This is a genomic window from Lentisphaera marina, from assembly GCF_028745505.1.
GTDB lineage: Bacteria > Verrucomicrobiota > Lentisphaeria > Lentisphaerales > Lentisphaeraceae > Lentisphaera > Lentisphaera marina.
The window spans coordinates 672,999-685,339 of sequence record NZ_JAQZZL010000002.1; the positions used below are offsets into that span (position 1 = coordinate 672,999).

The window sequence follows — 12,341 nt, forward strand, 5'->3', positions numbered from 1 at the left end:
AAAAGCAAGTATTCATATTTAAATATGCAAAATAATGAATCATGTTTTATAGTTACGAACAAATAAGGGCGTTGATTCACCAAGGGATGGTATCTCCATTCCAATTTAAAAAGGATCCATTTTGTTCAGTATCTAGATTCGCAATGACATTATAAATCCTTTCAGCACTTTGCTCCGCAGAGTAAAGTTTGTCAGGTCTTACTTTAAATGGTTTAGACATTGGGGAATCTGTTGTACCTGGATGCAGGGCGATAACACAGTTTTCTCTATTTTTTCGTTTCCATTCTATGGATAGACCTTTCACGAACATATTTAAGGCAGATTTACTCATTCTATATGAGTACCACCCGCCTAAATGATTATCATTGATACTACCTACCATAGCGGAGAGAGAAACCCAGAAGAAACGATTACCGCTTATTTGTGTATCGATTAATTTTGCTAGTTGAATGTGAGTAAATAAGTTAACACGCAGACTTTCTTGAAGCCAAGCTAGATCTATATCACCGACTTGTTTTTCAGGCATATTGTTTTCATTGTGCAAAATCCCACAACAATTAATTATACCCGATAAGTTTAAGTTCATTTTACTTAATTCTTGCACAAAATTTTCATTTTGTGACTCATCAAATAGGTCTACAACAAAGTGTTGATCTCTTTGCTGATGAGCACGGCTCATAGTCCAAACCGAAAAGCCTTCCACCTCAAATTTACTTATTAAAGCTTTGGCAATTTCGCTTCTTGAACCAGCAATGAGAATATTGTCAGACATATTCAAAGGTGTCCTATGACTATTGTGCTACTCGATATTCTTCTACGTAAAAACGATCTGTATATTTGGTGTTGTGCCCGTGGTGGTCATCCATAACGTGATGCACGAGATCTCTGACTTTTAATTTTTTTGCAGGTACACTTAAATGTATCATTCCTTGCTCAAGGTCTGCAGTCAATTGATCAATCGCTTTTTCCTCTGCCTCACTGATGATCTTGTGTATTTTTCTTGATATCATGGGCCAGAAACCATGTTCAACACCAGTCGGATCAAAAGCTTTTACTCCCTCAGCACCATGTAGGATATAAAATTTGCTTTTGTCGAGTCCTTTATTCTCAAGATCTTCGAGTGCTTTGAGAAAATCTTCTTCAGTTTCAAAATCACAAGAAATGCGATTAACTTCGTATGCGACATACTTCTTAGGGTATTGATTGTAGTTTTTCATAATTTGTAATCCTTTGTTATTGAATAGATTAAATAACTTTCGCTTTTACAAAAAAAACAAATTAAATTATACTTTCTAAATTTGATCACATGAACATTTTCTTTTCTTAAATACTTATTTTAAATGGTTTATACTGAATAAAAAAATATTTTATTTTGCAAAATTAGCGTATGAAGGTGCTGAAACTAGATAATTATTTTGGTGAATGAGCAAAGTTGTAGGCACTGAAAATTAACTAATCTATTTTGCCAAAACGTTCAATAAGTACTTTTTCGCGGTAATCAAAAATTTCTTTAAGTTTGGATTGAATCGACAACTTGTTGATCATTGGTGCTATTAATTTAAAGGGAGGCAAATAATGAATTTCATCTATACACAAAGTTCCACCAGGTATTGATTTAAAAAAATGTTTGTGATGCCAAAATTTATATGGACCAAATCGTTGTTCATCAACGAAAAATTCACCTTCTCGAACATGAGTGATTTCTGTTACCCAATTAACCTTTATATTTAGGAGGGGACTAACAGTGTAAGCAATTATTTGTCCTTGATACATTTCTGTGCCTCCCCCTTCAATGATATCGAAACCCATGTAATCGGGTGTGATGATTTTGAGGTTCTCTGGTGCAGAAAAAAAATCCCAACACTCATCTTTACTTACCTTAAGTTTGATTTGCCTGTATAGCTTGTACATAATAATCCTTTTTTCATGCAAGTAATACCAAAAAGATTATAAAAAAATTCTACAAAGAATTTTTTTATTTATTCATTGGAAGAAGATTTAAGCAATGAACGTTTTGAACGTTTTAATAAACTAGGATACCAATCATGAAAATATTGACACTATTATTTTTAACATTAATGAGCACACATGTATTAACAGGCAATGATATCCTTGATGTGGCAAGGGATTCAGGGAAATTCAAAATACTACTAGCAGCTGCACAGGAAGCTGGCTTGAGTTCTGCGCTTCAAGGAGCAGGGCCTCTAACAATATTTGCCCCCAATGACGAAGCTTTTGGGAAATTACCAGAAGGCACAGTTGAGGACTTATTAAAAACAGAGAATAAGAAAAAGTTAATTGCCATTCTTAAATTACACATAATTCCTGCAAAGTTTGAAGCTAAAGATGTCATTAACAAAGAGCTAATATCACTTAATGGCGAAACCTTAAAAGCTTACATTAAAGGTGGTCAGTTGTACGTAAATAAAGCTAAATTAATTGCAAATGATATAAGTGCTTCAAACGGAATAATACACATTATAGATCGTGTTTTATTACCTGCAGCAAGTTTGAATAATGCTGAGAAAATGACTCAAATCATTGAGTCGGCAATAAATAAAGGAGTTCCACTCTACAACCACGGACAGCATCAAGCTTGCGTAGATGTCTATAGTTTGGCACTGGAATCTTTGGTTTTATGGGACGATAATTTAATTGAAGCTGAACTCAAATCATCAATAAAAAATAGTTTAAAGAATACTCAAAATAATCATAAGGCAGGTAAAAATGCTTGGGTACTTCGCAAGCTGTTGGACAAAGTCTATGGGGAAATAAATAATGAAAAACAAAAAGAAAAAATGATGAGCAATTTTAAACCCATTATAGAATCTAAAATGCCTAAGGGCTTTCCTAAACCTGGTCCACTGGGTGAATTAGTAGTGAAAAATTATCCGGAATATCGTATGGCAAGGGCAGAGTCAGGGGGGCAAAATAGTACATTCATGAAGTTGTTTTTTCATATCCAAAAATCTGGCATTGGAATGACTTCTCCAGTGGAAATGACCCTAGATGATAAAGATCAATCACGTGAGAATATGGCTTTCATCTACGCTAATAAAGAAATAGGCGAATTAGGAGATAGAGGCAATGGAGTTAATGTCTATGACATGCCTGCAAAAACTTACTTAAGTTTAGGCATCCGTGGAAGTCAGTCTAAGGAAAAAATATCTGATGCCATTGAGGAGATGAAAGCTTATTTACTCAAAAATCAGCAATGGCAACTAGATGGTGAAGCGCGTTTATTGGGCTACAATAGTCCAATGGTTCCGCAAGAAAATCGCTATTGGGAAGTACAGCTTCCCGTAATAGGAAAATAAGTTTGGAAACAAAATTTAAAGGCTTTACTTCTTTTTTTGATTAAAGAGCCAAGTCATGAACTGACTCTCTGGATCACAGCGTGGACCACTAAGCTCTGTCATCCCGCTGGAATGGCCATGAATAAAGCGGTCAGAAACGCCATGATTACCACCTTTCCAAGAAGTCAGTTTAAAATTGCCATTAAGCTGCTTCATTTCCTCAAGAACTTTGACAATTCGATCATAAGGACAAACTCGATCTTGATCACCATGACTAGCCCAAACCGGAATATCTTTGATGATTTTTGCTTTTATAAAGTCGGCGGTAGATTTTAAACCAGTTCCCGCAGAGGGTGCTGCAGCCGCAAAATAGGTGGGGTCCGCTTGGATATAAATAAAAGTCCCGTGCCCACCCATTGAATGGCCCAAAATATAAATGCGATCCAAATCGGCATTGGGAAGTGCAGCAATTACTTCTTTGATGAGGTCTAACATTTGAATGTCCCACAAGCCTGGTGATTGAGGCGCTAAAACATAAGCAGGGTAATCTTTTCTAATTTGATCTTCAGCGAGTTGTTGATTCCAAGCTTTGAGTTGACGCTTGTTGTCAGTACCTTTGCCTCCCGCACCATGGAGTGAAACAATGACGGGGTATTTCTTGCCGGAATCCATACTTATAGGGGACATTAGCCTGTAGGGCATAGTTTCATGCGTATGTGGTTTATAAAGTTCTTTCCACGGCGTGAATTTGTTTTGAGCACCCAAAGTCAAAGTGCTCACAAAGAAAAGTAAAGTAATCAGTTTATTCATCGTCTATCCTTAGTTAGTTGTACTAGTAGTACGTAAGGTCAAGTAAAGATATAACAGTTCTCGTGTAGAGATTTTTACTTTTTAGACTTTTTCTAAGACTGCGCGTGTTTTTTCGATGGCTTCGGCAAGAAAGGCTTTGGGTTCACGTTTACGATACTCTGGATTATAGAGTTCTAGTGAGATACAGCCTTTATAATTTATATCCTTGAGTGGCTTGAGGTAAGATACTAGGTCAATTTGTCCGTCTCCAGGAAGAACACGATGTTTATCAAGGCCTTTGGCATTGCTCGGTTTTAAACTTTTGGCCGCATCGGCAAATTGAAAAATAGTAATCATTTCTGGATTAAGGCGTTCAAGTCCAACGGGTGATTCACCCGTTAGAAACATGTGAAAGGTATCTGGGATAACTTGTGATTTTTCAACACCAGAGAGTAGCGCAATATGAACGGCATCAGCGAGTTTCTCTAAACCAGGGACAAAATTAAGAAAAATGATTCCGGGATCTAAATGATAGTCTTTAGCCATTTTACAGACTTCTGCATAGGCCCATGCGGCATTATAGTGATTTAGTGACTCTGTACGGTCAAATTTGGGGATGATTTGAGCGTGAGAGGCACCAACATCACTAATCATGCGTAAGCGCTCACGGTGTTGATCACGTTCATTTTCAAAAGTTTGTTTATCTGGAGCTAATGAGCCCCAGACTCCAATGACACTGGGAACAAATAAACCGAGATCTTTGATTTTTCGATTGAGATCTTTGAGGCTTTTTCCAGATTCTTCATGAGCTTTTAATTCGCGATCCCAAGGTTCAATTGCATCAAATCCAGCAGCGGCAGCGAGTTCAACTTTTTCTTCGAGTGAAATTTTTCCTGATAGGGTGGCAGTGTCGAGACAGATGGGCCAAGAACTTCGTCCTGATTGCCATGATTGACTGGGACGAGTTGTTTTTTGTATAGAATTACAAGAAGCGAGGCTCATCGAGGCTGCGCTTGCTGCTAGTGTTGATTTGAGGAAGTCTCTTCTTTGCATATTCTATCTCCTTAAACGGTTTACTATTGTTTACACCGACTAAAATAAATCTTTACATTAGATGTATATAAATTCTGATTTTTTAGTAACTTTTTCTACGTCGTGAATTTCTGTTGATTGTTTATTATTAGGGGCTTCTTGGGGCTTGTCTATTGGTGTAATACTTGATATGTCAGAGTTTTGTAAACTTGACGGCGGATGAACTTCTTTTTTTATGGAGTTTGTTAAATCATGGGCTTTTTCAGGAGCTGATACTATTTTGCTCGCATAGTTTTTTTCAGAATTAGCTGTGTAATGAAAAACGGTCTTATGTGTATCTGTGGTGAGCTTAAAAACAGGGAGACCACTGATTTTTAGATTGCGTAGATTCATAACGGCCACGCCAGGTTTATTCTTAGGGACTAGGGTGATGGTATAAGTACCTGGCTCATTTATATAGATTTTTCCGAGCTCTATTTTTTTGAAGCTTCCCCAACTTTCGGTTTGGACAACTTTGGCTTGGAGTTCTTCGGCACCAATATTTATACTATATTCTGCAAGCTGTTCATCTGGGAAAGCTTGTTCGATACTTACATCCACAAATCCAGGATGTTTGAGTTCGATTTGCCATTTAATCCAAGTTTGAGGATCATTCCAAAATTCTAGCGCACCATTGATGAATCGTGCTTCACCTTGATTGACGAGAGTACCTTGCTCTGCATTTAGGGTGTAGTGGAGTTGGCTGGCCGCTTCTTTTTTCTCTAAAAACTCTTCTACGCTATATAAAGATTCAGGCAGTTTTTTCCATTGTGCTGTGCTGTAAGTGCGATAGAGGCTTTTATGGTGGGTCTTAAAGATCTTCTTATTGATATACCAGGCTAAACTATGGATCGTGGGGTCTTTCAGATCACGATGTTGTTTAATGTATTTATATAGTTGAGCATGACTCGCAAGCGAACGCTTTACTGGCCGGAAAGTACCTTTGACGTGTATGGTCATTTTTTCACCATGACATTCAAAACATTGATTTTTATAGAGTTCATCAGTATGAGTGTAGAACTTTTGCTCGGTCTCAGGAGACATGAGAAAGAATTCTTTTATGCTAAATTTATTCAATGGTATAATACGCATGCGGTGAATGATGACGGGATGATCAAAGTTGAGGGTGATGAATTTTGTGTCTTCTTGATCTTGAACTAAGGATCCTTCAAAGTAGCTAGGGTTAAACTTTGCACCTTCACCAAAATATTGACTTTTTTGGCCGGAGAGGCGAATTGATCTTTGTTCGTCTTTTAATCGACGATAGGTGAAACTGAGGTGTTGAGACTCACTTTTGACTAAGTTAAGATTTTTAACAAGTTCTCCATCGACTTTCAAATGGGTGTCTGCCTTTACTGCCTGTATCATGATATCAATTTGTACTGCAGCTTCATTGCTCTCAATAAGTAAATTGCCAAGGCCCTTCAGACTACTTCCACTTTGTGTAAACTTATCAGCTTGTAGTGAGCTTAATTTTTTACCGTCAAACAGGTGAAGTCCTTGGTTGGAGCCAAATAGCATGAAGTGACTAATGGCTAATGCTAAAAATAATTTCATCGTAGTCTCCTTTTTTATTTACCATAAGATGTAAAAATAACAATATCAAATAGATCTAGTGTATATCTAGTATGTTTTTTAATTTATGCACAAAAAAAGACCGGCTAAAAAGCCGGCCTTTCGATCAATCAGATAATCTTAGATTATTTGATGAAAAGCATCTCTGTGTAGTTAGGGAGAGGCCATAGGTCGTCAGCAACAGATACTTCAAGAGCATCAGCAGCTGCACGTACTTCGAGCATTGCAGGAAGAAGTGTACCTGAGTAGTATACGCACTCTTCAGTTGCATCTTCTATGTGCTTGCTGCGGAGAGTCTTAAGATTAGCTATTGTAGAGCTAAGAGCTGCAATTTGACCAGTGATAGCTTGGAGAGCTGACTTGTCGCCTTCTACACCAGCTGCTGAGAGAGAAGCGATGTTTTCTGCGAGTTCAGTTTGGTAACGAACTGCAGCAGGAAGGATTTGAGTTTCAGCCATACGCTCAGTGAGGTTAGCTTCAACGTTAACCTTAGCAACATATTGCTCTTGATAGATGTTTTGACGTGATTCGAGTTCAACTTTAGAAAGAACGCCTTGTTTCTCGAACATAGCGATGTTTTCAGCAGAAGTAAGCTCAGGAAGTGCTTCAGCAGAAGTCTTAAGGTTTTTAAGTCCGCGCTTAGCAGCTTCAACTTGCCACTCATCAGAGTAACCATTGCCATTAAAGACAATTTGACCAGACTCGTCCATAACTTCTTTTACAGTTGCGAAAACTGCATCTTCGATTGAAGAACCACCAGAAATTTTAGCTTCGAGTGAATCACCGATAGAAGTAAGAGCATCAGCCATCATTGTGTTGAGTGCAACTAAAGGACCAGCGATTGATTGGAGTGAGCCAACAGCACGGAACTCGAAACGGTTACCAGTGAAAGCGAAAGGTGAAGTACGGTTACGGTCACCAGCATCACGTGGAAGCTGTGGCATTGAATCAACACCTAGGTTCATGATACCACCATCGATAGATGTAGTCGCTTTACCAGCGCTCTGGATTTGAGCAAAAACGTCAGCGAGTTGGTCACCGAGGAAGATAGAGAGAATTGCAGGAGGAGCTTCGTTAGCACCAAGACGGTGATCGTTAGAAGCAGAAGCAATAACAGCACGGAGTAAACCCTGGTTTTTCTCTACAGAAGAAATAACAGCAGCACAGAAAGTGATGAACTGAAGGTTATCGTGAGGAGTTTTGCCTGGATCGAGGAGGTTACCCTGTGTAGAGTTACCAAGTGACCAGTTGAGGTGCTTACCAGAACCATTAAGACCTGCGAAAGGCTTCTCGTGGAAGATAGCAGTCATGCCGTGCTTTTTAGCAGTAGCTTTAATGATGTGAACGAGGAGCTGCTGGTGATCAGTAGCAACGTTAGCAGTTTCGTATACAGGAGCGATTTCGAACTGACCAGGAGCAACTTCGTTGTGACGAGTTTTTACTGGGATAGCCAGTTTGAAAGCTTCTTGCTCAACTTCCATCATGAAGTTAAGAACACGTGCAGGAACTGCACCGAAGTAGTGATCGTCGAACTCTTGACCTTTAACTGGAGCAGCACCGAAAACGGTACGGTCAGCAGAGATAAGGTCAGGGCGTGCGTAGAAGAAGTTAGTGTCAACGAGGAAGTACTCTTGCTCAGGACCAGCGAAAGAAGTTACTTTGCTTACTTCTTGGTTACCGAGAAGCTTAAGAACTTTTTGAGCTGCTTTGTCAACAGCCTGCATTGAACGTAGAACTGGAGTCTTCTTATCGAGTGCTTCACCAGTCCAAGAAACGAAACAAGTAGGGATACAAAGAGTTGTACCATTGTCTGATTCGAGGATGTATGCAGGAGAAGTTACGTCCCAAGCAGTGTAACCACGTGCTTCGAAAGTGTCACGGATACCACCGTTAGGGAAAGATGATGCATCAGGCTCACCTTGAACGAGGAGTTTACCAGAGAACTCAGTGATACACTTGCCTTCGCCATCAGGAGAAAGGAAAGAGTCGTGCTTTTCAGCTGAAGAACCAGTGAGAGGGTAGAAAACGTGAGTGAAGTGAGTTGCGCCTTTTTCAAGTGCCCAGTCTTTCATAGCTGTAGCAACAACGTCTGCAGCGTTAAGATCAAGATCAGAACCAGCTTCAATAGTAGCTTTAACTGATTTGTAAGTGTTTTTAGGAAGACGAGCTTTCATTACTTCGTCAGTGAAAACATTGCAACCATAGAACTCAGTTACAGGATTGTCGATATAGTTCATTGGCTCGACGTAAGTACCGTCGATAACTGCCTGGATGGCATTTTGTCTAGAGATAGAACCACTCATTGTGTGTAGCCTCATTTTTTCTTGTTTAGGTTAAATTACAAAATTGTAAACTTTTCAATTTTTATGTCCGATACTGTAAAAGTGTAATTAATACTGTCAAGTAATTAGACTATCAAAAGTCTTAAAAAATGGCCTTTGCGAAAAAAAATAACATTATTGTAATGGGGATTCATTAAAATGAGTATAAATAAGGGCCTCAAGAAATATTAAGCGCTTGTATAAAAGGGATTAAGTTCATTGCCATGGAGTGTTATTAAAGGGCTTTAATTCATTGTGCAGCCGTTGATATTTGTGCTTTATCCAAGGCTTCATCTCGACTTTATAGGGATTTTTCTCTATTCGTATATTATTGGGAGCAATAATTAGCTTTGTGTTCGCTAAACCCACTTTATGAACGAGAAAAAAGAGTTTTTCTATATTTTCATCACCAATTGGAATGCAACCAATACTAAGCGAATTGCCATGAATGAAAATATTTGAACCTAGATTAGTACGGCCATCAGTTTTGGCGCTTTTTTGATCAAAGTTATTAGGGTAATTTATTTTTAGTGATAGGTGATAAGCACTGTTTGGATTTAAGGAAGTGATTTTGTAAATACCCTCAGGGATTTGACCATCACCTTCGCGTAGTTTTGGGCCTAATTGACCACTGGAACCAGTAAAAGGGAAATTGATAAGGTGAATAGCTTTGTTTGGAGTTTTTGCCCACAGTTCTAATCGTCGTTCTTGCTTTAAGGCAATCAAATATAAAGAAGACTCAGTTTCGTCTACTTCTTTACCTTTATATAGGGCTCACTTATTAAGTCATATATTACTTATAGTCAATGAGATAAGTGGTAATTATGCTATATTACATGCAAACAAAACCCCTCAAAACAATCATTAGGTTTGCATAAGATGTATAAAAATACGGGCACAGAGCCCAAAATGGCCAATCTACCTTATTTTCTAGACGGAACACTCAATATCAATAATCGCTGGGTCAAGCTAGCGGCAACAATACCATGGAAAGATGTAGAAGAAATTTATGCACTAAATTTCACCAGCCATACTGGGCCCAAAGCTCTACCTGCAAGAACTGCATTTGGTTCCCTGATCATTCAAGTAAAGCTGAGTTTAACTGATGAAGAAACTGTAGAAATGATTTCTGAAAACCCCTACCTTCAATATTTCTTGGGGTTTGAAAGATATAAGCAGGAATCACCTTTTGATCCGAGTATGATGACTCATTTTCGAAAGCGTTTTGGAGCTCAGGATATTAAAGATATTGATGATTTATTACATAAAACAACACGTCCAAAAGAAGAAGACTCCGATAAGGATTCAGACAATGATCCTCCGTCAAATAAGGGTGCTTTAATTGTTGACGCTAGTTGTGTCCCTGCTGATATTCACTATCCAACAGATCTTGGTTTACTAAACAAAGCCCGCGAAAAAACTGAAGAAATCATCGATATTCTTTGGCGTCATCACTTTAATACCGAAGATAAGGTCAAGCCTCGGACTTATCGTGAAGACGGCAGAAAAATCTTTTTAAGTGTTGTCCTAAAAAAACGTGTATCGAAAAAGAAAAGGCGTGAAGTGATTAATAGACAACTTCATTGTGTAAGGAGGAACCTCGCTAGTATAAATGAACTCAAAAAGCATGCCGATCTGGGGCTATTGAAACCTAGTTTATACCGCGAACTACTGGTGATCGGGACACTTTATCAACAACAGCAATACATGTATGATAATAAAGTAACAAGTGTTGATGATCGCATTGTAAGTATTCACCAACCACATATTCGTCCCATTGTTCGCGGGAAAGCTGGAGCTCATACAGAGTTCGGAGCTAAAATATCTATCAGTGTCGTCGATGGCTGGACCTTTGTCGATACGATTAGTTTTGATTCTTATAATGAAGGAACCGAACTAATTTCACAAGTTGAAAAATATAAAGAGCGTTTCGGTTATTATCCCGAATCAGCACATGCTGATAAAATCTACCGAACTAAAGAAAATCGAGCGTATTGTAAAAAACACGGAATAAGGATAAGTGGACCCAGTCTTGGAAGACCTCCCAAAGATGCGATTTTACGTGAAGAACAAAAGGAAATACAACGCCAGGATGAAGCTATAAGAAATGAAGTAGAGGGCTGTTTTGGTGTAGCCAAAAGACGCTATAAACTCGATCGAATCTTTACGAAAACCAGGACTTCATCCGAAACACTTATTGCTTTAGTATTCATGGTGATGAACTTGGATAAGGCTTTAGCCTTTTTGTCACTTTTCGGCCAGTATTATAAGCAGCTATTCGCGCACGTTTATTGTTTTATAAGTCTCATTAACGAGAATGAGCATTTCAAAAGGCGAGTAATTCAGTAAGCCCTATATATGTCATGCCAAAAAATACCATGTTTTACTTCTAAGTCTTGGCAGACTTCTTCAAGTGTTTTCTTTCCGAGTAGTTTTAGCTTTATAGGACTCCATAGAGAACGACCATAAATATAAACTAAACCGAAAGAAATGAGCGAGACATAGATAATGAGTCGCCATTTATGCTTTCTCATTTGTCTAAATAAAATGTTATGGTGGTGACGACGCGAACGTCTTTTTCTAATTTATTACTATCGCCATACTCACTGCCTGCATCACGTACATAAAAGTTGCCTTGACGGGCATTTCGAATACCACCAACTTTAACTCCGGCATGAGAGGCGAATTCACCCGCAGCAATTCGAGCATTTTGAGTGGCTTCTTTTAACATCTCAGGTTTAATTTTATTTAAATTTGTATAGTAATACTTGGGAGCCTGATTATTTAAATCTATACCTTGAGCAATGAGTTTATTCAATTCTGTTCGAGCTGCTTTGATGAGGTCAACTTTTTGTGAATCTATATGGATAGAAGAATTTAGGATATGGTTTTCGGAAAGGAGCTTTTGTTCTTTGTTACGAAGGACTTTGTGATGGTAGTCGATGACCCCGAGCTCAATTTCACCTTTGTCGAAACCGTGTTTTATTAATGTTTTTTGGATCATTTTCTGAATTTCTTCAGCTCGTTTATAGAGCAGGGGGAGTTCCGTTTTATGACTGGAGTTCACAGAAAAACTTAGTGTCCAGCTCACTAAGTTAGCTTTCACTCTGCGTTCAGCTAAGCCTTTGGCTTCAGCTGTATTTAATGCAACTTTCGCATTATACATGGTTTGACCAATAAAATATCCTGCACCTGTGATTCCGCTTGCTAGGACTATTCCACAGATGATGGCTGAAAGGGATTTTGTTTTGTTCATATTTCATTCTCCTGATTAGTTTTAATCAGTTTA

General features: G+C 38.4%; 11 protein-coding genes. 2 read left to right on the forward strand and 9 right to left on the reverse strand.

All coding sequences use genetic code 11. The annotated features are described in order from the left end of the window. Positions 1-76: 76 nt before the first annotated feature. The 3 genes from PQO01_RS13955 to PQO01_RS13965 all read right to left on the reverse strand — a co-directional run bounded on the left by PQO01_RS13955 (position 77) and on the right by PQO01_RS13965 (position 1,911). The gene (locus PQO01_RS13955; protein ID WP_274314701.1) at positions 77-772 is read right to left on the reverse strand and encodes an SDR family NAD(P)-dependent oxidoreductase; all 696 of its coding nucleotides are present in this window, start codon (positions 770-772) and stop codon (positions 77-79) included. A 19-nt stretch (positions 773-791) separates the two neighbouring features. Continuing rightward, entirely contained in the window at positions 792-1,217 is a 426-nt protein-coding gene (locus PQO01_RS13960) for a hypothetical protein (RefSeq protein WP_274314702.1), read from the reverse strand. Between the two features lie 235 nt (positions 1,218-1,452). Then, positions 1,453-1,911: an SRPBCC family protein gene (locus tag PQO01_RS13965; RefSeq protein WP_274314703.1), complete on the reverse strand. Its 459-nt coding sequence runs from the start codon at positions 1,909-1,911 to the stop codon at positions 1,453-1,455. A 134-nt stretch (positions 1,912-2,045) separates the two neighbouring features. Between PQO01_RS13965 and PQO01_RS13970 the strand changes: the two genes are divergently transcribed. Then, on the forward strand, positions 2,046-3,317 hold the full coding sequence (locus PQO01_RS13970) for a heme-binding protein (protein ID WP_274314704.1): 1,272 nt from the start codon (positions 2,046-2,048) through the stop codon (positions 3,315-3,317). Between the two features lie 24 nt (positions 3,318-3,341). Here PQO01_RS13970 and PQO01_RS13975 read toward each other — a convergent pair whose 3' ends face one another. The 5 genes from PQO01_RS13975 to PQO01_RS13995 form a co-directional block, all read right to left on the reverse strand. Next, a complete protein-coding gene (locus tag PQO01_RS13975; protein WP_274314705.1) occupies positions 3,342-4,106 on the reverse strand; it encodes a carboxylesterase family protein in 765 nt (254 codons plus the stop codon). 81 nt (positions 4,107-4,187) lie between these two features. Beyond that, positions 4,188-5,138 (reverse strand): sugar phosphate isomerase/epimerase family protein, encoded by a 951-nt coding sequence (locus tag PQO01_RS13980; RefSeq protein ID WP_274314706.1) that lies wholly within the window; start codon positions 5,136-5,138, stop codon positions 4,188-4,190. Between the two features lie 57 nt (positions 5,139-5,195). Then, positions 5,196-6,713: a DUF5077 domain-containing protein gene (locus PQO01_RS13985; protein WP_274314707.1), complete on the reverse strand. Its 1,518-nt coding sequence runs from the start codon at positions 6,711-6,713 to the stop codon at positions 5,196-5,198. A gap of 143 nt (positions 6,714-6,856) precedes the next feature. Further along, positions 6,857-9,034, reverse strand: a complete 2,178-nt coding sequence (locus PQO01_RS13990) for a glutamine synthetase III family protein (protein ID WP_274314708.1) — start codon at positions 9,032-9,034, stop codon at positions 6,857-6,859. A gap of 234 nt (positions 9,035-9,268) precedes the next feature. After that, positions 9,269-9,778, reverse strand: a complete 510-nt coding sequence (locus PQO01_RS13995; protein WP_274314709.1) for a L,D-transpeptidase family protein — start codon at positions 9,776-9,778, stop codon at positions 9,269-9,271. A gap of 153 nt (positions 9,779-9,931) precedes the next feature. Here PQO01_RS13995 and PQO01_RS14000 point away from each other — a divergent pair, with 153 nt between their 5' ends. Beyond that, entirely contained in the window at positions 9,932-11,401 is a 1,470-nt protein-coding gene (locus PQO01_RS14000) for an IS5 family transposase (protein ID WP_274314710.1), read from the forward strand. Positions 11,402-11,582: 181 nt separating this feature from the next. On the opposite strand, the gene PQO01_RS14005 is transcribed toward PQO01_RS14000, so the two are convergent. Next, positions 11,583-12,308, reverse strand: a complete 726-nt coding sequence (locus tag PQO01_RS14005; protein ID WP_274314711.1) for an SIMPL domain-containing protein — start codon at positions 12,306-12,308, stop codon at positions 11,583-11,585. Positions 12,309-12,341: the final 33 nt, after the last annotated feature.

Excerpts from the sequence above, each read along its gene's own strand:
- PQO01_RS13955 (WP_274314701.1), bottom strand. The coding sequence starts at position 772 with ATGTCTGACAATATTCTCATTGCTGGTTCAAGAAGCGAAATTGCCAAA.
- PQO01_RS13960 (WP_274314702.1), bottom strand. The coding sequence starts at position 1,217 with ATGAAAAACTACAATCAATACCCTAAGAAGTATGTCGCATACGAAGTT.
- PQO01_RS13965 (WP_274314703.1), bottom strand. The coding sequence starts at position 1,911 with ATGTACAAGCTATACAGGCAAATCAAACTTAAGGTAAGTAAAGATGAG.
- PQO01_RS13970 (WP_274314704.1), top strand. The coding sequence starts at position 2,046 with ATGAAAATATTGACACTATTATTTTTAACATTAATGAGCACACATGTA.
- PQO01_RS13975 (WP_274314705.1), bottom strand. The coding sequence starts at position 4,106 with ATGAATAAACTGATTACTTTACTTTTCTTTGTGAGCACTTTGACTTTG.
- PQO01_RS13980 (WP_274314706.1), bottom strand. The coding sequence starts at position 5,138 with ATGCAAAGAAGAGACTTCCTCAAATCAACACTAGCAGCAAGCGCAGCC.
- PQO01_RS13985 (WP_274314707.1), bottom strand. The coding sequence starts at position 6,713 with ATGAAATTATTTTTAGCATTAGCCATTAGTCACTTCATGCTATTTGGC.
- PQO01_RS13990 (WP_274314708.1), bottom strand. The coding sequence starts at position 9,034 with ATGAGTGGTTCTATCTCTAGACAAAATGCCATCCAGGCAGTTATCGAC.
- PQO01_RS14000 (WP_274314710.1), top strand. The coding sequence starts at position 9,932 with ATGTATAAAAATACGGGCACAGAGCCCAAAATGGCCAATCTACCTTAT.
- PQO01_RS14005 (WP_274314711.1), bottom strand. The coding sequence starts at position 12,308 with ATGAACAAAACAAAATCCCTTTCAGCCATCATCTGTGGAATAGTCCTA.